The organism is Rhodococcus sp. I2R (assembly GCF_020889545.1).
GTDB lineage: Bacteria > Actinomycetota > Actinomycetes > Mycobacteriales > Mycobacteriaceae > Rhodococcoides.
The window spans coordinates 1-21,217 of record NZ_JAHUTG010000036.1 but is presented as its reverse complement, the minus strand read 5'-3'; the positions used below and the strand labels follow the sequence as shown (position 1 = coordinate 21,217).

The following is a 21,217-nucleotide window of genomic DNA, read 5'->3' as shown; positions in this document are numbered from 1 at the left end:
CAATTCAGTCCAGTCGTCGGACTCTGTACAGTCCGGCTCCGCTGACTGCGATGCTGAATGCGAGCATCAGCCCGGTCTCGATGGCTTGGAATCGCCAGAAGCTGTCCTCGGAGAAGAAGCGAATATCGTAGCGGTCGACGCCCTGATCGCGGAGGCATTCGTCGAATCGGTCTGCGCGCGCACGATATTCGTCCTGACTTCGGACTCTGAGCTGTTCATCCGACTCGCCATCTCGTCTCTTCAGGTAGTCATCCGAATACGGTGTTGCGCAGCCTTCGGTTTCGGGTCTCACGCGGTCGCCCGCGGCATCCACGTAGCCGGCACCGACTACCCACGTTCCGTCGTCGGTGTAGTACGGATTCGGGGAATACTCCGATTCACGGGCCAGGCCGCTGATCGATTCGCTGACAACAATGGGCGTCCCGTAGTGCTCGCGCGCAATCCACGTGAATGCCACTGGAACGAAGAACAGGAAGACGACAAGTGTAGCGAGCATCGACATGACTCCGCTGCGGAACATCAGCGCCAGGGTGCTACCGATCAGCAACATCAGGAGCGTGTATGCGCCGAGAACTACGCCGGCCGTCTCGAAATGCGGAAAGTCGAACCACGAGAAGCTGACCGACGGTCCATACTCGGCGCTCGAGGAATCCCGAGACAGGCCGGTCGCCCAGTGCAGAACCAGGCCGAGGCACGTCATGGCCACCGAGATCGGCAGGAACACCACGACGATGCGCGCGAAGTACCACTGAATTCGACTGCCCGCCTGAGTCAATGAAAGTACATGAGTCCTGGGCTCGACTTCGCGCGCGAATGTAGGGACTCCGACGAACATCCCGAGTAGCAACGGCAGGACCAGCGCGAACAGCGTCGCCAAGGTCAGTGCGGTTTCCGGCCTGCAGGGCCCGACATCGTTCCAACGCGAACACATTCGCGAGAACGACCACGAAATCTGGGGGTAGTCCGGGACGTACATCCCGGCCGTCACCGCGGACACGATCAAGATCGCGATGAACACCAGCGAAACCAGCAGAGGCGTGCGATTCAATCGCCATGCAGACCAGATCACGGGCACAACCGCCGAACCGAGAGCGTCGAAACGCCGGCCAGTACCGCCGCCAGCAGCAGGCATAGTGCCGCTTCGGTGAACTGGAATCGCCAGAGCATGCGGTCCTCGAAGAAGTGGTTGTCGTAGTGATCGGCTCCGAGCGACCGCAAGCAATCCATACGGACCTGGGAACGATTCGCGATGAAGGCGTCCAACCGCAAGTCGAAATCGGCGGTGGTCTCGTCCGGCCGTGGCTCGGGCCACTGGCCGTCATCGAATGGACACGCCCCGGATGGAAGATCGAGGCGTTCGCCGCTGTTATTTGCGTAGTAGGAGTCGACGGGCCAGCTCGGTCGCTCAATCTCGGAGGGGTCCATGGCGTAGGCGACGCTTCGGCCGGACTCGCTTGCATCGAGGGTGAGGTGGCGTACCTCCGGTGTTGCGTAGTGCTCGCGAACGACGGTAGGGAAAGCGACGATGACAGCAACGGTGGCAATGAGAGTGACGATCATTGCGCCGATCGTGTTGCGTAACAACAACGCTGCGGAACTTCCGATGACCAGCCCTAGCGCTGTGTAGCCCGCAGGCACGACACCGATGGTGCCGAACGTCGGGAACTCCAGACGCGAGGTGATGGCGTCGACGAGACTTCCCCCGTACGGGTTCGATCCGAACCGGGACCACAGCACCACGTACCCGAGGACCACCATCGCAAGGACGACAGGGGTGAACACCACCAACACGCGTGTCCAGTACCAGCGCATACGTCCCACTGCCTGAGTCAAACCCAGAACGTGAGTGCCGCGCTCGATGTCCCGCGAGAACACCGTTACCCCGACGAAGACACCGAGCACGACGGGTAGCGCGAGGGTCGCCAGGCTCCCGAGGGTCAGCGCCGTTTCCGTCAGGCATGTCGTGGTGGACAACCCGAAACAATCGAACAGGACGTTGGGCGACCCGATACGGCTGGCGACCGACGTCACTGCTGCGATCGCAACTGCCAGGAATAGCGGTGTCAACACACCCACGAGGATCGTTCCGCGGAACTGTCTCCACGTCACTCGAATCACGACACACTCCTGGCCCTGAGGTGCGCGAGGACGACGTCGTCGAGGGTCGCATCGTCGATCCGCCAACCGGGCGCGACCGCGGGGCGCGTGCCGTGCACGACGAAGGCCGTACCGCTGGGACCGTTGATTTCGGCAATCACCGAACCACCCTGCGCCGCTGCCGCGGGATCGCCGGATCCGGCCATGAGGTAGTGATCATCGGTGATGTCGTCGATCGCTCCGGCCAACCGAATACGGTGCTCCCGCAACAACAAAAGCTGGTCTGCCACTTCGATGAGCTCCGAGAGGACATGCGAGGACAGGACGATGGTCGTGCCATGCTCGGCGGCGTCGCGCATCAAGGTCCGCGCGACATCGCGTCGGGCAACAGGGTCGAGGTCGGCCAGTGGCTCGTCGAGCAACAGCAGCTCCGGTCGCCTGCCGAGAGCAAGGGCGAGCGCGACGCGGGTTCGATGTCCGGGCGAGAGCGATTTGATCTTCGCCGACATCGAAATGTCGGCGGCGTCGACCAACTCGGTGGCGTAATCATGGTTCCACGACGGATTCGTACTCCGCCCGAAATGCAGCATCTCTTTCACGGTGAGGCGCGGGTACAGCGGTTTGTGTTGAGCCAGATAGGACAGCCCCGGGGTGATTCCGCGTTGCCCGACTCGCTGACCGAGAACGATGACCTCACCTCGGTCTGGCCTCAACAGTCCGACCGCAAGGGACATGAGCGTTGATTTGCCCGCGCCGTTCGACCCCACGAGGGCGGTCACCGTGCCACGTTCCACGGAGAACACACAGTCCTGGAGTACTGGGGTTCGGCGGAACGACTTGTCGACGCCTGTCATCGTCAGCACTGTGTCGGTCATGGCTGTTCTCCTTCGTTGTCGTAGCGGGAGTCGAGTGCCGATACGACCAACGCTTCGAGGTCGCCCCTGTCCAGGCCTGCAGAGATGCCGTGATCCAGCCATCGGTTGAGCTCGCGCTGCAACGCCGCCTTTTCCGCCATGCCGGGTTTGGCCAGGGATGCAACGACGAATGTGCCGACACCAGGCTGAGGCGCAACCAGACCCTCACGTTCGAGCTCGCGATACGCCTTCAGGACGGTATTGGGATTGATCGTGAGCATGTCGACAACGTCCTTCGCTGTGGGGAGTTGGTCGCCGACCGCCAGCTCACCGCGGCGGAGTGCCTGCTTGGTCTGCAGGACCAGTTGCACATACGCGGGGATGCCTGAACGCCGATCGATCCGATACGCGATCATCACCCCTCGCATTCAACTAGTGAGTTAGTGGAATAAGTATGACACAGGTTCCTCCGCTACTGTTCCGAGTGCGGTTGAATCATGTGGAGTTTTCACGCGTACACCCCACAGGCGTTCACCTCGGCCGGTAAGGCGCAATTATGTTGCGCACCAGCCGGTTCTGACCAATAGCGGGTAAACCTGCATATCGGGAGTGGTCGTATAGTTCCCCGCCCCAACGCGGGCATACGCTGTCACGGTTTCCTGCGAGCGAAAAAACAGACCATATGGCATCCTGTCAGGATGACCGGGGTAATCCTCAGGTCGAGCCGCCCGAGGCATGGATGCGTGCGCTCGATGCGGTCGCGCGCGATTTGAGGTGCTGTCGGGTGGGACGCGAGGTCACACTGGATCGCCTGGTGTGGGAGTTCGAGATCAACTCCGACTATTATGTAGGTATCGGTTGGGGAAGTGTCGACGGCATCGGCGGGTTCAATCGCGGCGAGGGTATGTCGATGGATGCGTCCTACGCAGACGCGGCCGCGTGGGTTGCGGAGACAGTGCAAACGGACCTGGCTGGGTATGAGTTCGTGCAGTGGCCGAGTAAGGGACGGCATCTGCTGAGTGCACAAGTCAGCGAAACCGGCGCGCAATGGGTCGACCCGCATGATGGGAGCGTCGTCGCCGATATCGGATCTCTTTGCGGAAAATGATAGACGCCACCTCATTCCGCGAAGCGCGTAGCTGACAGATGCACACGCTACGGCCGTCCGACGGTCGTCGACCTACTCGAAACGTGGCCGTATTCCATGGCTATGGTTCGCTCATGCACCAACTCTCCGACGAGTGGGCGCGCACAATCTCGTGGCGGAAAACGAGCGCCAGTGACTGCAGCCAACCTCAACCCACCGCTCCCGGGCACCGTGCATAGGGCCGGCAGGAGGGCTGAGGGCTAGGGCAGACGGAGTCCTCACATAGTCGGACGCTGTCGGAATTCAGATCGCGAAAGTTGAGGGGCTGAGCACATGGAATGGTTCGCATCAGTGTGGGACGCCGCACGTGGACAGAATCGGTCCTTTAGCGGCGACGCACCGAACCGTCAATCGGCGATAGAACAGGTAACCACTGCTGGCCGCTCGCTCGCTCGCCCTCAGCCGGAAACGCTGATCAGCATGCTCGGCAAAGTCCGAATCGACGGGGAGCGGGGTTACTCGGTGCCGTTCGGCGACGAGAACGTGAGCGACGACGAGATGGCCAAAATGATCCAGGCGGCCATCGAGAACGAACGTGATCGATCCCCACGGTCCACGCATGAAACCGTCCCCGTCGCCGCGCATGGTCCCACTCGGTACGACACACCTGCGAGCTCAATATCAGAGCAGTGGTGCCGAATCGAAGCGTGGCTCGGTGAGCATCTCGCATCACCGAGCATCCCAAAGGCGCTGCCGGATGCTGTCAACGAGACGGCCACGCGTACCGAGGTCGACTGGCCCGAAGAGCTTCGTACCTTCTTCACCCTTGTCAACGGATTTCCGGTGGACCAGTGGATCAACTTGTTCCCTGAGCACGAGCTGTTCGATCTCGACCGTGTTCTCGATGAGCGGCAAGTCGAGTTGGAAGTGTGGGCTGAGTTCAGCGGCGACGCAGTTGATCAGCCAGCGGGGGTCGTCGCAGGTACATGGCTACCCGAGTTCATTCCGTTCGCAGGGGTCGACGGAAACTTCTTGTTCGTCGACACCAGGCCAGGACCTCTGTACGGCTGCATCAGCGGGTTCGACAAAACGTTCGCCGACAACTCGGGACCCCAATGGATGTCCCTGAGTGCTCTACTCGCGGACCTCGCAGACGCTCTGGAAGGCGGCGGCGCGTTCGCTGGCGGTTGGAAGGCAGACGTCGTCCACGGCCGATTGACGTGGACGTGGACAGGCTGACAGCGACATTCATCGAGTCCCGCAATCGTGTGGCTGTGGGCCTTGGGCAGGGCACACTCGGTATGGGCGGATACGAGGGGTTCATCGCTACCTTCGGGGATCGCTTCGCAATCTCGGATGAATGACGCCCCCAGGATGACTCGAGGCGTGATCTGTTCCGCCGCTACGATCGGTCCATGACGCAGCTTGCGGACCAGTGGGCGCGACTTCTTTCGTGGTGCGACGCGTATGCGCCCGTCACGGCCGCTGGACTCAACCCACCCGCCGATCTGAGGATTGTTCGAGACGCCGAGAGTGCGACGGGTCGGACATGGACGCCAGAGTTGAGGGAGTGGTTCGCCCTGCACAACGGTAGCGACCAGGGCCGCGCCTTCCCTCAGATTCTGCCGGGTCAAAGGCCGATGACAGTTACGGAGCTCGTCGTCGATTGGCGTAGCCTCGTGGGGATTTGGGCGGACTCCACCACAGCGTTGGAAGAGATCGAAGGTCGGCAGCTGATGGCAGATCCTGCCGGAACGACCGCGTTCACCTACCTTCCCAGCTTCATTCCGATTGCGTCGGACAACACCCGCTGCCGACTTGTCGTCGACACTCGCGACGGGGACGCCGCAGGATGCGTCGCAGGGTTCGCGAGCGATGACGTCGTCGACGAAGGCACCATGCGCTGGCCCTCGATCGGAGCGATGCTGCACGACGTCGCAGACTCCCTCGAGACCAGCGGCCCGTGCAAAGGATGGGTTCCTGTCGTCGAGGGCGGCGAACTCTATTGGGACTTCCCTTAGACCTGCAGCGCAGCCGGTAGCCGGACCATTGCGATTCCGTGGATTTGCGCTCGACGCTGAGGCGGGGTCTGTCCGCACGTGAAGGTTAGGCTGCGGGCATGGCGAGATCAGTGTGGTGGGCTTTGGCCGTGGCCGCTCTGGCATTCACCGCGTGGAACGCGACGTCGCTGACAATGCTCGATGTGTCCATGGCATGCTCGAAGATCGGCGAGAGCAGATCCTATCAATGCGGTGACCGAGCGATCGATGTGCTGGGAGTTTGGCCACTGGTCGGCGTGGGACTCTTAGTGGCGACGCCACCCGCGGTGGCGGCCATCGCCATGCGGAAGTCGGCGTCCTGGCTCGCCGTCGCCGTCCTCCTCGGTCTGTTCGTCGTCGGCGTATTCCGCATCACGACTGACTCATACTTGAATTTGCTTATCTTTGCTCTTCCCATGGCCGTGCTCGGAGCGATTACCGCGACGTTTCAACCCACTGTCCTGCGAAGGGCAACGCCGGCAGGTGGTCCCGGCCAATTGGCGTGAGGACTGTGACGCCGCGATCGGATCTGTAGTGCCATTGGACGGGTACGGTGCGGGTGGAAAGCTGTCGGGTACCAATCGCTCGGACGGGGTGCGTGTTGACAGGTAGCGATGTGGGGACGAGGCGCCGGTGGCTCGGTCTCGGAACCGCACTGGCGGTTGTCCCGTTCCTAGCGCTGTTAGCAGCCATTCGGTATGAGTACTGGCACTATCCGTCACCCGCCGCGAACATCCTCATCGAGTTTGTTCTCTTGTGGGTGGCGATTCTGGGGTTGGCCGGTGTCGGGCTTGTCTGGTTGGTGCGGTTGTACCGCTCCTGGAGGCGCGACCGTCGACTACCCTGGACTGCCGTAATCGCGCCGCTGTTCGTGATGGTAGCGGCGGTGGTGTTCGTGGTGGTCCCTACCCCGGGAAGCAGGGACTTCGAGCGGGCCCACGGGGAGATGGAGAGCCTGGCGCTTTCGATGCTGCAGAACGACGACCGGCGTGTGGGACCGACGGAGGTGGGCGGTGTGCGGTTCTCGACAGTATCGATAGTCGATGATTGCGTGCTCTTCGTCGACAGCAGGCGCGTATCGGTGGTGTACGACAGCGGATGGGTCTACACCGCCCGATGCACTGTCGACCCGGGCGACTTTGCTCGGCTAAATGTGTTGTCCGACAACTGGGCCGAGTTCCAGCAAGGCAACTGACCTCTGGTTGGTCTGGGCGGAGTGCGTGTCCACGCGGCCGACCCCAAGTGGGCCAAGGCTATCCGTTCTGCATTCTCTTGGTGAATCACGTTCTCCACCAGTCCCAGGACTGTTCAACCAAAGATCCCGCGAAAACCAACCGTGAATGGGGACCGATCCACAATGACCCAGGCGTCGACATCCAACTATCAAGATAGGCCGACCTTAGCCAACTTTGCCTGGCTGATCGGATTGCTCCCTGTCGTCTACGCGGGTTCCAGAATCCTTGTTGTTTCTCGGGGAAACACTGAGACAATGCGAGCACTCGTCCAGGACCTCGACGTGACAGCCCTTGTTCTGGCAACGCTCCTCCCTGTTTGGTCAACAGTTGCTCTTTGGTGGTTCATTTCCTGGGCAGCCAATGTCAGCAACAGAAACAAAAAGAAACTAGATATCCGTCCAGGCGCGACATCGGGATATTTATTACTCCCGGCAATAGTCGTCTTAGTTCTGACGCTGGCAACAATGCCAGCCGCGTATCTTATCGGTAATTTCGCATTTCTTTTGGTATTAGTGGTCTGTGGTTCTATTGCGAGGCTGACTGGGAATCAGCGGGTGAAGGCCGCTGCTGCGGCATCTGTAGCGCTTTCTTTGATAGTCGCTCTGACAGGCGTTGTGGTCCTGTTAGTGCTGGGGTTCGGGCAGACTAATTGGCTTCCGAGAGAAAATGTGACAGTGGCGGGGAATCCTCCGACACCTGGGTACGTTGTGTCGTCGGACGTTAGGTGGACACGAATTCTTGATGAGGACGGCACGATCGAGGTGGTGCCGTCAGCGGACGTGACGGCGCGTCAGTCGATCGACGAGCAGGTCACTTGGTCCGACCGTCCGTTACTCGACACGGACACCAACCCCTCGCTCGTCGTCATTACAGTGGTGTTCGCGGGCCTTGTCATTCTCCTGGCCATGGCGTCTGTCGCCGTAATCAGAGAGGTTCAAGCGCAGAGGCGTCCGCGCTCTGGCTAGGTTTGCTGCAAGCTGAGCCGTAACGTCCATCGTCATGGAGGCGAGCGAATGCTCAGGACCAGGCTGCGGCTGTGACGCTGCCTGCGCCCTTGTGCTCGTCCAGGAATCTCGAAGCGCCAGGCAGTAGAATAGGAACGGACTCAAGGAGGTGTCGGATGTCGATACGACGACCGTCGGGTGATCGTGCGCGGGCGATCGATGCCGCTCGCACCAACAGCGCTCTCGAGGGTGCCCGCAGTACCGACGCGACCCGTGCGGACCAGGATGCCTATGTTCGCGGCGAGATCGATATCGCCGAGCTCGGGTACCGGGTGCGCAGCCGGTACAACCTCTCCTGATCCGGGTCGCCTTCCGGTGGATGACGCACTTCCGTGGGATACAGGCGACTACGACCTGAATTGGGTCGGATATTTCATTCCAGGCTCGTCCGTGCTGCGTAACCGCGTGGGAGCAACAACCAGGGAAGCCCTGGCTGCTGCCGAGAACGACCTCGTCGAAGTGCGGGTAGCTGAACTGCGCGACAACCCGAGCGCAATGATGCGAACGTACGATTTGGCTCACTTGCGGGCGTTGCACTGGCATCTGTTTCAGGATGTGTACCTGTGGGCCGGTGAACTGCGGACGGTGGGGATCGAAAAAGAAGACGAGTCGTTTATGACGCCGGGCGACATCGGACGGCCGATCGACTATATCGCTGCGCAAATCGCCGAGACAGAACAGCTTCGTTCGATCTCGAACGCAGACCTACCCGGCCGTCTCGCGGAGATGTACGACTTTATCAATTTTGCCCATCCCTTTCGGGAGGGTAACGGTCGTACACAGAGAGAGTTCTTCGATCAGTTGTTGTCCGAGTCGGGGCGTGGTCTGGCGTGGGATGCGATCGCGCTGACTGAACTGCACCGCGCATGCCATCTTGCGCGGGCAGAGCAGAACCTAGAACCTCTCCGAACGATGTTCGCGAGGATCGTCGACGACGATCCTGCATACCATTTCGGCCCCGATACTTCGTGAACTGCGGTGGCTGCCATCGTTGCCGGAACGTACGCAACGCTGGCCGTGGCGAAGGCCGTTGCGCGGCCAAGTTCTACTCTGCGCGGCGCATCTGCAGCGTATCCTCTTCTCGACGTCGGGGTTCGAGCGATACGAGGGAGCTCATCACTTTGAATCGTGGTGGAGTCGAATGTCCATGGCGGTCCGTTTAGACGATGAGGGACTGTGCAGGACTCATATGGACGGGGATCAGGTCGAAGGAGATCATCGTTTAGTCATCACTTTGGGGCGAACGCGGATGGATTCACTCGGACGCCGGTGGTCACTCGACTTCCCAAACACCCAGCTCAGCTGGCCTGTGATGGACGCGAGTGCATCCACTTGAATTGTTACCTCTTTTACAGCGGGTCCGGGGTTCGAATCCCTGATGGCGCACAACAAGTGCCCCTGAACAGCGTATTTGCTGGTCAGGGGCACTTTTTGTTGTCCGGGTATGTCTGGGCATCCGCAAGCTTCGCGAAAATGGACAACTCCGTGACCTGCGGGTTCTCAAGCGGCGTAGCGCCTTTCGGAGACTTGACTCTTAATCGCAAATACTGAGAGTCAAGTTACGGCAGCCATGCCGCTGACCTGCGATTTATGCGCCGGATTCGCACCGCCGGGAAGCTAATGAACGTCTGTGGATGCTCCAGTCATCACTTACTCATCTTTTTGAGCCCTCAGAACCGAACGCGGCCAGTATCCGTGGGCATTCCGCGGCAGATGCTCGAGCAGTATCGGCATTGAGATGACGGACGAGCATGAGAAAAAATAGGCAATTCATGCGGTGTCCAGACGGTTCTGGTGTTCGGTGGTGCCCACCTCGGGAAGTTCGAGGGTGTTGTTCAGTCCGCAGTCACCACGTGGAAACGGTGACTGCACCGCGCGGCCGACGGCTCGACGAGCTACCTGTCGACAGGTGCCGCCGCGAGAACCGCGGCCAGGCACTGGGCTTCGAAGATCGAGCGGCGAGGTAGCTACCGACCTCCGGGGTCACTGCATAGGTCAGGGGCAGGTCCTGAGCCCAGCGAGGCCGACCGCCGGGATCGAATCGTACTTATTGGGTCGGACCGGCAAGAGGTGCCCTGCTGGTGCACCCCTCGACAGTGACTCCCCGACACAGGGTTTTGGCGATTGACTGGTCGATGTGAGTCGCGCTGGGCGCGAACGATCCGATGTGAGAAGAGGACTGTGTGATGACCGATCAACCCAGGCAGGTAGGAGGTGGGCGGTCGATGTTCGGAGATTTCGCTCCGAAGCTCGCCGAGCTCACCGACGACGTTCTCTTCGCGGACGTGTGGAACAGGCCCGAACTAGTTGCCCGTGACAGGAGTCTGGTGACTGTGGCCGTGCTCGCGGCAGGAGGAGACTCCGCGCAGCTCGAGTTTCATCTCGGCCGCGCGATCGAGAACGGCGTGACGCAGAGCGAACTGATCGAGACGTTGACGCACGTCACGCTCTATGCGGGCTGGCCCAAGGGCATGGCGGCAATGGGCGTCGCCAAGAAACTCTTCGGTGAGACTGCCAGCTCGGACGCGTCCTGAGGTTCAGCCCCTCCCTGGTAGGTATACGACAGAAAGTAGGCCCTCGATGAACATCGAACCCGCAGTTCCCACCACCAAGAACCCCGCCGAGCAGTTCGCCGGCGATGTGTGGCTGGACCCGATCGCGATGCCGCACGAAGCGAATCAGACGATGGTCGTTGCGACGGTTCGATTTGCACCCGGCGCTCGCACGGCCTGGCATTCACACGAGAACGGACAGTACCTGCGCGTCACGCAGGGAATCGCGCGATTCGGAAGCCGCGACGGCACGATCATCGAGGTTCATTCAGGCCAGACCCTCTACACCCCTCCCGGCGAAGAGCATTGGCACGCAGCAGCTCCCGGCGTGTACATGGAGCACATCGCGATGCTTCAGAACGGTGCGGATCCGGCCACCACGACGACGTGGGCCGAGCACGTCACCGATGAGCAGTACGAGGGCCGCTGATCGCAGTGGGCCCCCAACGATCGAGTCGGTCTTGCCGAGGACGTGGGAGATGTTCCCTGACAGGGGATCCCACCTATCCGGTTCGGCCGAATATCTCATGTCTCATCCAACCGAAAACGTAAAGAGGTAAGCACGTGAAGAAACTCTTGATCTCCGGGGTCGCAGCAGTCGGACTGTTGATCACGACCGCCGCCTGCTCGCAAGCATCGGACGAGGCAGGTAGTGACGGCCTGACCGGCGAGTGGCGGATGACCTCGCTCGAGGTCGGAACAGAGGGCGATCTGACGCCCACACCGTATTCGGGGCAGGTCATCTTCACGGACGAGACGATGTCGGTGCAGGCGATGAACCCGGACACGTCCGCGCCGGACACCCCCTTGACGGTCCAGGGATACGAGGCGTACTTCGGTGACCTCACCACCGACGCTGATGCCGGAACCCTCACCGTCACAGTGGAATCGGCGGCAGAGCGCGATTTGATCGGGCAGACGTTCGAGCGGAACTACGAGGTCGACGGTGACACCCTGGTGCTGACACCGAGCGATCCCGCCGAAGGGTTTCGGGTGACCTACGAACGACAGTCGGCGTCGTGACGGCATCGGCCGTGCGGAGCCGAGTCTTTTCCGGTCTGGTCGCGGCGTCCTCGGTTCTCGCGCTGGCGGCCTGTTCCGCCGGGACCGCCTCGGAGTCGACGGCTGAAAGGTCCAGCTCCACCAGCGCGAGCGTCACGAGCCCGAATGTCATTAGTGCGAGTGTCCCCGCCACGGTCGACGCTGCGAACGAGCAGTTCGAGAACGGAGAAGCCATGCAGATCGACATCCAGGTCGGCGAACGGATCGTCGTCGGAACCTTGAACGACACCGCGGCCAGCCGTGACCTCGTGGCCCAACTCCCGCTGACGCTGAATCTGTCCGACCACGGTTCGGTCGAGAAGACCGGGCCGCTGCCGGCAGAGTTGTCGACCGACGGAGCGCCAGGCAGCGCAGACCCGAACCCGGGCGACATCGGCTACTACGCACCGGGAAACGACTTCGTCCTCTACTACGGCGATCAGAGCGAGTTCCCAGGCATCGTCATTCTTGGCAGCATGGACGAAACAGGTTCGGACACTGTCGGTTCCATCGACGGTGATGTGACGGTGACCGTTTCTCGTCCGGAGTAGCTCAATGCTGCGCAGCCGGCACACATATCCCATCGACCAGACGGCTCCATCGGCCCCGATGGGATATGACGCGTCGTGCGGAGGGTGCCCGGAGCTTCGGATCCCCGGAGTATCGAGGCGGTATTCAGCTCCAGTCGAGCAGGAACCGAGCGTTGATTGGCAACCCGTTCTCTACAGACGGTGCGCTGATAATCGCGAATACCGAGGAAAAGTTGCGAGACAAAACCTTTCGCGGACTGTTTTGATCGGGGGAGTGTCGATGATCGTCATCGCCCCGGTAGCGGCCTGGTTTCCCTTCGTTCGGCCCACCTGATCACGGACGGGGCTCCGAGTCCACCGCAACAGGGCCGGAACGCAAGACCACGGAGCACGTACTCGCAGGGCCTCCCTCGCACGCTGACGACGCTCTACCGTCGAGGGTAAGGACGTGGCGCGGTATCTACGAGATGACATGAGCTGTGATCGCGTGCCGTAGTTGTAACGGTAGGACAGAGAGAAGGAATTCGTGTCGCGTGTATTGATCACCGGATCGACCGACGGCATCGGCCGCGCCGCTGCGGAATCGCTGCTCGATGCCGGGCATGAGGTGGTTGTTCACGCCCGCACACGGCAACGGTTGTCTGCGGTGGAGGACCTGACCGCCCGCGGTGCGTTCGGCGTTGTCGGCGACCTCGCTCACTTGGATCAAGTCCAGGACGTCGCTGAGCAAGCACACCGTATCGGTTCCATCAGCGCTGTCATCCACAACGCCGGTGTCATCGACGGGGCCTCGCTTCTGCCGGTCAATGTTGTGGCACCGTACGTGCTCACCGCCCTGCTTCGCGATCCGGGGCGGCTGGTCTTCCTCAGCAGCAGCATGCACCGGAGCGGGCATGCTGACCTCGTCGGCGCGGACTGGTCCGGATCGAAGGAAACGGCCTCGTATTCGGACAGCAAGCTGCTGATCACCACGCTCATGGCTGCGGTGGCCAGGCTGTGGCCCTCGGTGCTGGCGAATGCGGTCGATCCCGGTTGGGTGCCGACCAAGATGGGCGGACCGTCTGCCAGCGATGATCTCGAACTCGGCCACGTGACCCAGGCATGGCTTGCAATCACCGACGATTCGCAGGCTCATGTCTCGGGGCGCTACTGGCACCACCAGCGCACCGAAAAGCCCCACCCCGCGATGCACGACGAACGATTCCAGAACGAACTGCTCGCTGCTCTGGCGCAGCACACCGGACTCGACCTGCAGCACAGCTAAATCGACCTGAAGGAGAACGCCCTCATGACCGTCACCTATGACTTCACCGGCAAGACCGCGTTCGTCACCGGTGCCAGCGCCGGAATGGGCGCGGCAACGGCCCGCGCGTTCGCCGAAGCCGGTGCCGAAGTCGCCATTGTCGACCTCGACGGGGACGCTGCCCAGCACCTCGCAGACGAGTTGAACGCCAGTGGTTTCACGGCGATTGCTGTGCAATGCGACGTCTCCGACGAGGATCAGGTTGCCGCGGCAGTCCAGGCCACCGTCGAGGCTTTCGGCACTCTGGACATGGCGTTCAACAATGCCGGAATCATGCTTCCGCCCGTCGATTCCGCAGACGAAACTGCCGACGCATTCGACAAGATCGTTGCCGTGAACCTGCGGGGTGTGTGGGCGTCGATGAAGCACGAACTCGTACAGATGCGTGAGCAGGGGTCCGGTGCCATCGTGAACTGCTCCTCGCTCGGTGGTCTGGTCGGCGGAGCTGGTCGCGCCACGTATCACGCAACCAAGCACGGCGTCATCGGTTCCACCAAAAGTGTTGCGCTGCAATACGGACAGCATGGAGTGCGAGTCAACGCGGTGTGCCCCGGAACCATCAGTACACCCATGGTCGAACGAATGATCGCGGGCGGAGAGCTCGATTCCGACGCTGCCGCGAGCGGCGTGCCGTTGGGGCGGCTCGGGCGGCCGGAGGAGATTGCGTCGGCGGTGCTGTGGCTGTGTAGCGATGCCGCGAGCTACGTCACCGGCGTGGCTTTGCCCGTCGATGCGGGGTACACCGCGCAGTAGAGCTCGGCCACCGTCGACGGACTCGTGGGGTGGTCCAGCAGACCACTGTTCAGCTCGACCTTTCGGGACCTTTACAAGTCGATCAACCCCGAACGTATCGCGCAGAATTTCGACGTGTTCGATTTCGAGCTCGACGACGACGAGCTGGCCGCCATGGATGCTCTCGACCGAGGTGTACGCGGGGGACCCGACCCCGACGACGTGGACCCGACAACATTCGACGTCGAGATCACCGAACCCTGACCGGCATGCGTGCCGGGGGCTACGCTCGAGCCTCTGCGTGTTGCGCCGCCCAAGATCCGAGTAGATGCAAGCGTTCGGCGCTCGGCGAGCCTGGCTCCGCGGTGTAGACCATGAGGATGGATCCGGGATCAGCGGTGACTACGAGCTCCTCGTAGGCGAGATGAATTTCGCCGACGACCGGGTGGTTGAAACGCTTCTTGCCCGCCCCGTGCGTCCGAACGTTGTGGGCACCCCACAACGTCCGGAATGTCTCGTCGCGCGTGGAAAGTTCACCGACGAGATCCTGAAGGCCCTTGTCGTGGGGGTCGCGGCCGGCTTCGGCGCGCATGATGGATACACACATCTCGGCGAAGGTGTCCCAGTCGGGATAGAACTCCCGGGACAACGGATCCAGGAACTGGAATCGAGCAAGGTTCGGCGTTCGTCCACCGTCTCCGATGATCGGGGCGTAGAATGCCCTACCGAGTTCGTTGGTCGCCAGCAGGTCTTGACGCTGATTGCGAACGAAAGCCACGCCTTCGGTTATCGAGTCCAGCGCCCACTGCAGACTGATTCTCTGGTTGGTCGGGCGCGAGGCCTTGCGACGCGGCCGTCCGGAGGTCGGAATTCCGTCAGCGGCTCGTGCGAGGTCGAGTAGATGTGCGTGTTCGGTGTCGTCGAGCTGCAGGGCGCGTGAGAGTGCATCGAGCACGGACGCCGACGCACCGCCGATCGCGCCGCGCTCGATGCGTGCGTAGTACTCGACGGAGAGGCCGGCCAAGGACGCGACCTCGCTGCGTCGCAGTCCGGCGACCCGGCGGTTTATTCCGCCTACGATGCCGGCCGCGTCGGGCGTCAGCCGGGCCCGGCGCGTCATGAGGAACTCGCGTACCTCGGCTTTGTTGTTCATACATCCAAGGTTATGGCTGATCGTGACCTCGCGCGAGGCCCTGTCGGGGCACCCTTCGCGACGACGCCGGAAGTGAAGCCCCGGGGACTGAGGCTCCTGGCGTTCATCGGTGCGCTGGGTTCACGGCGTACTCACCGCGATCGTGTCGAAAGACTCCATGCTGCAGGGATTTCCGCGCAGGCAATCCAGCGCCTGCAGTCACCTCTCGGCCTCGATCTGGATGCGCAGTCGCCGGAAGAAACCGCGGTATCCATTTCGGCGCAGAAAGCCGCCTGTGCACGCACATCGTGTGCGTGCACAGGCGGTATTTCGTTCTATCGTTGTCCCGGGCTGATCAGGCCAGTGTCGCCGTGTCGATGACAAATCGGTATCGGACGTCGGAGGCGAGCACGCGCTCCCAGGCGTCGTTGATCTTGTCGGCGGAGATGACCTCGATCTCGGCACCGAGATGGTGCTCGGCACAGAAGTCGAGCATTTCCTGGGTCTCGGCGATGGAGCCGATAGCGGATCCTGCGAACGTCCTGCGAGAGGGAATGAGCGAGAAGATCTGCAGCGGAAGTGGTTCCGCAGGAGCCCCCACGTTGACCATCGCGCCGTCGACGGCGAGCAGCGACAGGTGTGCGTTCAGATCGATTGGGGCGCTGACGGTGTTGATGATCAGGTCGAACGTGGACGCAAGCGTCTCGAAGGTGCCGGGGTCGCTGGTGGCGTAGTAGTGGTCTGCTCCCAGACGAAGTCCGTCTTCCTGCTTCTTCAGCGACTGCGAGAGCACGGTGACCTCGGCACCCATGGCATGGGCAATCTTGACGGCCATGTGGCCCAATCCGCCCATACCGACCACGGCGACCTTCCTGCCGGGTCCGGCACCCCAGTGGCGGAGGGGGGAATAGGTGGTGATGCCGGCGCAGAGGAGTGGCGCGGCGGCGTCGAGGGCGATGCCCTCGGGGATCTTGACGACGAAGTGCTCGGTGACGACGACCTGCTGGGAGTAGCCGCCCTGGGTTGTGGTTCCGTCGCGGTCCGTGCTGCCGTAGGTCTGGATGTTGCCGACGAGGCAGTACTGCTCGAGTCCTTTGACGCACTGGGCGCACTCGCCGCAGGAGTTGACCATGCAGCCGACTCCGACGCGATCGCCGACGGCGTGTTTGGTGACCTCGGAGCCGATCTCGGTAACGATGCCGGCGATTTCGTGTCCGACGACCTGGGGGTAGCTGATCGGTCCCCATTCGCCGCGTGCGGTGTGGATGTCGGAGTGGCAGATGCCGGCAAATTTTATTTCGATGCGGACGTCGTGAGGTCCGACGTCACGGCGCTCGATTGTGTTGGGGGAAAGTGGCTTGTCGGCTGCGGTGGCGGCGTAGGCCTTTGCGGAAGTTGTCATACTTCGATACAACAACAGCGGATCCGATCGAACCAGTGTCTGATGAGAGGTGTACCGAAAGGGCACCCCTCGGTTGTCTCAGTCCGGGAGCAGAAAGGTCTATGACCCCCCGGTGCCGCCATGACGTTGGAGACCGCGGCGAGCGACAGGTCCGAGGTGATCCGCGGCATCGTCGGTCACCGACAGCTTCTAGTGTGGTGGAACCATTGATAAGGCAGCACAGTTCGTGGGCTAGCTGACGTGCGTCGGGCAGTGAGATTCGTTCGGAGTCGTCACTTCCACAGAAGTCATCGATGGCCGGGGATGCTTGTCGCTGCTACCCACGCCACGCCACGCCTCGTCACGGAAATCCTGCGTATGAAAACTCGGAAGCCCTGGCCATTGCTGGTTCGACACCGATCTCGAACCACGTCCAACCATGCTGAGCACCAGATCGTCATCGGCATTTTCACAGTCCAGACGATCGCCGCATCGCGACGCGTTCGGTCAGCGAACTTCGACTTCGTGGCCGGCGACCGACTGCGGCGGTGCAGACGCAGCATCGCTATCGCGACGTGCCCGGTCGATGATCACGAGCGCGGCCAGCGGAACCACGAGCAACACTGCGAACAGTGCACCCACGACAGGAATCGCGGCGGGTCCGTATTCGCTGATCGCTTGCGCTGTGACCCATGTGCCGACGGCGGTGCCGAGGTTGAACATCGACGTGCACAGCGATGTGGCCAGAGTCGGCGCGCCCTCTGCGAATCGGACGGCCATCGACATGAGCACTGGGTTCGTGCCCAAGCCGGCCATTCCCGCGACAGCGAGAAGGGCGATCGATGGCGCAGCGTACGACGAGAAGACGCTCAGCAAACCGAGTGCGATCACGACTATGCCGCCACCGGTCAGCGCGGTGACGAAGGGCGCGCGGTCTGCGAACCGACCGCTGTTGAGCGTGCCGGTGACGGCACCGACACCGAAGACGGCGAGACCTACGGGAAGAAGCCCGGCGGACAGGCCGGAGCGTTCTGTGAGCAGGGGTGCGATGAACGAGTAGGTGGACATGACGGCCGTCGAGATCAGCACGCACGCTGTCATGACCACCCAGAGTCGTGCGGTGGTGACCGCTGCGAGTTGTGAGCGCAGAGGGATGACCGTTGACGACGAACGACCACCGGGAACGACGCGGGCAATCGGCACTGAAGCGAGTACGGCAAGTACCGCGAGGATCCAGAACGGACCGCGCCAACCCACCAGCTGGCCGGCGACAGAGCCGAGGGGCACCCCGATCACCGTCGCGAGAATACCGCCACTGAGGACCAGGCCGATGGCGCGCACACTGGCGTCCGGTCCCGCAACGCGGGACGCGACAGATGCGGCGATCGACCAGAATGCGCCCGTTGCGAGCGCGGTCACGAAGCGAGCCACGAGGATGATGGACAGGTCGTCTGTGAGTGCGACCACGATGTGTCCGGCGGAATAGACAGCGAGCGCGAGCAGAAGCGTCGTTCGTTCGGGCATCTCGGGTGCCGCCACCGCGATCAACGGGGTGGCGATCATGCCGATCGCGAACGCAGTGACCAGAAGTCCGGCTTCCGAGATGTCGATAGCGAGGTTGGAGGCGATATCGGGCAGGAGTCCGGCAACGACGAATTCCGACGTGCCCATGAGGAACGTACCCATTGCGAGGACGTAGACGAGGAACGGCAAGGACTTTCGTTCATTGGTGGAATGAGACACAGTTGAGTTCTTTCGGGTGGGGTTTTATTGTTACGAGCTCGGGCCGAGCGCAGGCGAGATCGGCGGCCTACTCTGGGTGCGATGCCTACTTACCCCTCAGGAGGCGCAAACGTCGTGGCTTGACCCGTCTTCGACACTATTGCCTACGAAGCGCTGCTAGAAGGCACGGACAGGGAACCCCACGTCTGTCGATCGAGTAGATGGCGCGTGGCGGGGATGCCGAGATTCGAGTTCACTTCATCGGCTCGCGATCATGAGAGCGTAATCGGTTTGCAGTCAACAGTTTTGACCGGATAGTGCTTACGATCTCGCTGACTTTTTCACTCGGTGCGGGGCGAACTTGCGAAAATTTTTTGCGCGACTGCATGCTCGATGTCGAACGTGAGTGACCTGATTCTCGATGCGGGTGGAAAGTTGGAAAGTTGCTTCGCCCGCAATCAAGTAGGTGATACGAGCCGCAGCTGGGACGGCAACGGCTTGCGTTCTACACACCGAGGTGATGACCGGGAGCAGGTCGACGGAAGTCATCTTTTACTCATCACTTTGAAGCGAACCCAAGTGGATTCACGCGGACGCCGATGGTCACTCGATTCGCCGAACACCCAGCTCAGCGGGCCGATGATGGACGCGAGTGAATCCACCTGAATTGTTGTCTCTCGTACAGCGGGTCCGGGGTTCGAATCCCTGATGGCGCACAACAGGTGCCCCTGTCCAGCGGAAACGCTGGGCGGGGGCATTTTTTGTGTCAGAGTCAGGTCAACACTCACTCATCACTTTCCTAGTCAAAGTGATGAGCGATCCGGGGGGGGTGCCAGGGCTTTCCCAGCCCGTGGAACGCCTCGATGGTCCTCACGTTCAGGCCCTTAACCCGGTGGTTAAGGGCCGAGTGGAACGGTGAAGTGAGATTTCTGGGACGAGGTCACCGCACACGTGTCGACCCCTGCGAGGTGCTGGTGGCCGCTGGCCCGCACCGGGGGCCACTGCGCCTGGCGCCCTCGGTCGACTCTGGACACGGATTTGGTGCAGTGGAATTGAAACGCTTCGCGCCTAGTTGAGCACCCGACCTGCGGGTTCACGCGGTGTATCGCGCGCGCTTCGTATTCTGATGTGCACGAAAGATCAATGGCTGCAACGATTTTCGGACGAGATGCGATTGCGTGTTGCGGATGTGGGGGCTAGCCTGATCGTGCCCAGCGCCGGATAGTCGCGTGCAAGACTGCGCTGAAGTGAGACATGTCGACATGCGAACGGAGAGCCTGTGAACGACGTCCCAGACCTGCCGGAGGGTTACGGCGCGTTCGTGGAGCAACTGAAGCGCCTGGTCCGAACCGCGCGTCTGCGGGCCACTCGGGTGGTGAACACCGAGCTTCTGCTGTTTTACTGGGATATCGGCCGCGCCATCCTCGATCAGCAGACTGCCGAGGGGGGAACGAAGGTCGTCGATCGGTTGGCCGCCGATTTGCGTGCAGAGTTTCCGAAGATGCGTAGTTTCTCCCGCAGCAACCTGCACTACATGCGACGAATCGCCGATGCGTGGCCGCGTTCTGCATTTGTCCAACGGGCTGTTGGACAACTTCAGTGGGGACATGTGACCACGCTTGTCGACCGACTGGACAATCAAGTGACGCGGGATTGGTACTCTGCTGCCGCAGTTGATCGGGGCTGGTCACGGGAGGTCCTTGTCCATCGGATTCGCAACCAGCTCGATCGACGTGTCGGGTCGGCACCATCGAACTTCAACGACCATCGAACTCGACGACCAGCTTCCGGCTGATGACTCCGAACTTGCCAACCAGTTGGTGCGAGACCCGTACGTGTTCGACTTTCTCGATCTGACAGATCGGGTCGCCGAGCGTGAGCTCGAAGACGCATTGGTGACGAGGATGGAGCGGTTCCTGCTCGAACTCGGCCACGGTTTCGCGTTCGTCGGGCGCCAATACCATTTCGCGGTCGACGGCGACGATTTCTATATCGACCTACTGTTCTTCAATTGGATGCAGTCTCGGTTCGTGGTTATCGAGCTCGAGATCGGCCGGTTCCAACCGGAGTACCTCGGCAAGTTGGGTTTTTACGTCGCATGGGCGGCGAACGTGCAAGAGTCGGTGCCCTCAGACGGCGAACTCGCGTCAGCACTAGATCTCGCCGGAGTAGGTGCCGAAGTGCCCTCTGACGAGCGTTCTTGAAGGGCTTGTGTCCGCTTGGCTGGCATGAATGGGTCCAGGCCAGTACCGATACCCGCGACCGTGCAACTCCGTCAGATCGCTGCCCGTGACTCGATTCCTGTGTAGGAGCGGCAAGAAACCCGAGACGGTTCACCGCGCGGCGCTTGTCGGCGGACATGAAAAACTGCCCACGGGCGGACACGAAAATGCCCACTGACGGTCAATAAGAACTGCCCACGGGCGGACACGAAAGTGCCCGCCGGCGGTCATGAATCTGCCCAGACCACCACCCATGCTCGGCGCGTCAGCGCCGAAGCGGCCTCTC

23 protein-coding genes and 2 pseudogenes are annotated in these 21,217 nt (G+C 61.7%); 18 read left to right on the top strand and 7 right to left on the bottom strand.

What is annotated here, in order from left to right:
- Nucleotides 1-4 precede the first annotated feature (4 nt).
- The 4 genes from KVY23_RS23645 to KVY23_RS23630 are packed head-to-tail and all read right to left on the bottom strand — an operon-like array spanning nucleotide 5 to nucleotide 3,367.
- Nucleotides 5-1,069: a hypothetical protein gene (locus KVY23_RS23645; protein WP_230558413.1), complete on the bottom strand. Its 1,065-nt coding sequence runs from the start codon at nucleotides 1,067-1,069 to the stop codon at nucleotides 5-7.
- On the bottom strand, nucleotides 1,066-2,118 hold the full coding sequence (locus KVY23_RS23640; protein ID WP_230558412.1) for an ABC transporter permease: 1,053 nt from the start codon (nucleotides 2,116-2,118) through the stop codon (nucleotides 1,066-1,068). Before KVY23_RS23640 ends, KVY23_RS23645 begins: the two co-directional genes overlap by 4 nt.
- Nucleotides 2,115-2,972: an ATP-binding cassette domain-containing protein gene (locus KVY23_RS23635; protein ID WP_230558411.1), complete on the bottom strand. Its 858-nt coding sequence runs from the start codon at nucleotides 2,970-2,972 to the stop codon at nucleotides 2,115-2,117. The genes KVY23_RS23640 and KVY23_RS23635 overlap by 4 nt, the downstream gene beginning before the upstream one ends.
- A complete protein-coding gene (locus KVY23_RS23630; RefSeq protein WP_032402322.1) occupies nucleotides 2,969-3,367 on the bottom strand; it encodes a GntR family transcriptional regulator in 399 nt (132 codons plus the stop codon). Before KVY23_RS23630 ends, KVY23_RS23635 begins: the two co-directional genes overlap by 4 nt.
- A 368-nt stretch (nucleotides 3,368-3,735) precedes the next feature.
- On the opposite strand from KVY23_RS23630, the gene KVY23_RS23625 reads away from it, so the two are divergent.
- From KVY23_RS23625 to KVY23_RS23555, 15 genes and pseudogenes are all read left to right on the top strand, one after another.
- Nucleotides 3,736-4,059: a hypothetical protein gene (locus KVY23_RS23625; protein WP_230558410.1), complete on the top strand. Its 324-nt coding sequence runs from the start codon at nucleotides 3,736-3,738 to the stop codon at nucleotides 4,057-4,059.
- 459 nt (nucleotides 4,060-4,518) lie between these two features.
- Nucleotides 4,519-5,277 carry an SMI1/KNR4 family protein gene (locus KVY23_RS23620; protein ID WP_230558409.1) on the top strand — a complete coding sequence of 253 codons (759 nt, stop codon included), beginning with the start codon at nucleotides 4,519-4,521 and terminating at the stop codon, nucleotides 5,275-5,277.
- Nucleotides 5,278-5,453: 176 nt separating this feature from the next.
- The gene (locus KVY23_RS23615; protein ID WP_230558408.1) at nucleotides 5,454-6,059 is read left to right on the top strand and encodes a hypothetical protein; all 606 of its coding nucleotides are present in this window, start codon (nucleotides 5,454-5,456) and stop codon (nucleotides 6,057-6,059) included.
- Nucleotides 6,060-6,157: 98 nt separating this feature from the next.
- The gene (locus KVY23_RS23610) at nucleotides 6,158-6,583 is read left to right on the top strand and encodes an ABC transporter permease (protein WP_230558407.1); all 426 of its coding nucleotides are present in this window, start codon (nucleotides 6,158-6,160) and stop codon (nucleotides 6,581-6,583) included.
- A gap of 92 nt (nucleotides 6,584-6,675) precedes the next feature.
- Complete coding sequence (locus tag KVY23_RS23605) at nucleotides 6,676-7,272, top strand: hypothetical protein (protein WP_230558406.1); 597 nt, start codon at nucleotides 6,676-6,678, stop codon at nucleotides 7,270-7,272.
- 294 nt (nucleotides 7,273-7,566) lie between these two features.
- Nucleotides 7,567-8,277 (top strand): hypothetical protein, encoded by a 711-nt coding sequence (locus tag KVY23_RS23600; RefSeq protein ID WP_230558405.1) that lies wholly within the window; start codon nucleotides 7,567-7,569, stop codon nucleotides 8,275-8,277.
- 155 nt (nucleotides 8,278-8,432) lie between these two features.
- A complete protein-coding gene (locus KVY23_RS23595; protein ID WP_222076990.1) occupies nucleotides 8,433-8,615 on the top strand; it encodes an antitoxin VbhA family protein in 183 nt (60 codons plus the stop codon).
- Between the two features lie 16 nt (nucleotides 8,616-8,631).
- A complete protein-coding gene (locus KVY23_RS23590) occupies nucleotides 8,632-9,288 on the top strand; it encodes a Fic family protein (protein ID WP_230558404.1) in 657 nt (218 codons plus the stop codon).
- Nucleotides 9,289-10,502: 1,214 nt separating this feature from the next.
- Nucleotides 10,503-10,850, top strand: coding sequence for a carboxymuconolactone decarboxylase family protein (locus tag KVY23_RS23585; RefSeq protein ID WP_230558403.1), 348 nt, complete (start codon nucleotides 10,503-10,505; stop codon nucleotides 10,848-10,850).
- A gap of 46 nt (nucleotides 10,851-10,896) precedes the next feature.
- Entirely contained in the window at nucleotides 10,897-11,298 is a 402-nt protein-coding gene (locus KVY23_RS23580) for a cupin domain-containing protein (RefSeq protein WP_230558402.1), read from the top strand.
- A 134-nt stretch (nucleotides 11,299-11,432) separates the two neighbouring features.
- Nucleotides 11,433-11,891 carry a lipocalin-like domain-containing protein gene (locus tag KVY23_RS23575; protein ID WP_230558401.1) on the top strand — a complete coding sequence of 153 codons (459 nt, stop codon included), beginning with the start codon at nucleotides 11,433-11,435 and terminating at the stop codon, nucleotides 11,889-11,891.
- The gene (locus KVY23_RS23570; protein WP_230558400.1) at nucleotides 11,888-12,460 is read left to right on the top strand and encodes a cyclophilin-like fold protein; all 573 of its coding nucleotides are present in this window, start codon (nucleotides 11,888-11,890) and stop codon (nucleotides 12,458-12,460) included. Before KVY23_RS23575 ends, KVY23_RS23570 begins: the two co-directional genes overlap by 4 nt.
- Nucleotides 12,461-12,965: 505 nt before the next feature.
- Nucleotides 12,966-13,703 carry an SDR family NAD(P)-dependent oxidoreductase gene (locus tag KVY23_RS23565; RefSeq protein ID WP_230558399.1) on the top strand — a complete coding sequence of 246 codons (738 nt, stop codon included), beginning with the start codon at nucleotides 12,966-12,968 and terminating at the stop codon, nucleotides 13,701-13,703.
- A gap of 24 nt (nucleotides 13,704-13,727) precedes the next feature.
- Nucleotides 13,728-14,495, top strand: coding sequence for an SDR family NAD(P)-dependent oxidoreductase (locus tag KVY23_RS23560; protein ID WP_230558398.1), 768 nt, complete (start codon nucleotides 13,728-13,730; stop codon nucleotides 14,493-14,495).
- Between the two features lie 75 nt (nucleotides 14,496-14,570).
- Nucleotides 14,571-14,738: pseudogene (locus tag KVY23_RS23555) on the top strand (aldo/keto reductase); the annotation flags it as partial.
- Nucleotides 14,739-14,757: 19 nt separating this feature from the next.
- Here KVY23_RS23555 and KVY23_RS23550 read toward each other — a convergent pair.
- Entirely contained in the window at nucleotides 14,758-15,627 is an 870-nt protein-coding gene (locus KVY23_RS23550; protein ID WP_230558397.1) for a helix-turn-helix transcriptional regulator, read from the bottom strand.
- A gap of 96 nt (nucleotides 15,628-15,723) precedes the next feature.
- Between KVY23_RS23550 and KVY23_RS23545 the strand changes: the two are divergent.
- A pseudogene (locus KVY23_RS23545) lies at nucleotides 15,724-15,987 on the top strand (XdhC family protein); the annotation flags it as partial.
- Here KVY23_RS23545 and KVY23_RS23540 read toward each other — a convergent pair.
- Both KVY23_RS23540 and KVY23_RS23535 read right to left on the bottom strand, forming a co-directional pair.
- Complete coding sequence (locus KVY23_RS23540) at nucleotides 15,962-17,008, bottom strand: NAD(P)-dependent alcohol dehydrogenase (RefSeq protein ID WP_230558396.1); 1,047 nt, start codon at nucleotides 17,006-17,008, stop codon at nucleotides 15,962-15,964. The pseudogene KVY23_RS23545 and the gene KVY23_RS23540 overlap by 26 nt on opposite strands.
- 486 nt (nucleotides 17,009-17,494) lie before the next feature.
- Nucleotides 17,495-18,730, bottom strand: a complete 1,236-nt coding sequence (locus KVY23_RS23535; protein WP_230558395.1) for an MFS transporter — start codon at nucleotides 18,728-18,730, stop codon at nucleotides 17,495-17,497.
- A 1,258-nt stretch (nucleotides 18,731-19,988) separates the two neighbouring features.
- On the opposite strand from KVY23_RS23535, the gene KVY23_RS23530 reads away from it, so the two are divergent.
- Nucleotides 19,989-20,504, top strand: a complete 516-nt coding sequence (locus KVY23_RS23530; protein WP_230558394.1) for a DUF1016 N-terminal domain-containing protein — start codon at nucleotides 19,989-19,991, stop codon at nucleotides 20,502-20,504.
- Nucleotides 20,505-20,529: 25 nt separating this feature from the next.
- Nucleotides 20,530-20,913 (top strand): PDDEXK nuclease domain-containing protein, encoded by a 384-nt coding sequence (locus KVY23_RS23525; protein ID WP_230558393.1) that lies wholly within the window; start codon nucleotides 20,530-20,532, stop codon nucleotides 20,911-20,913.
- The last annotated feature ends 304 nt before the right edge of the window (nucleotides 20,914-21,217 follow it).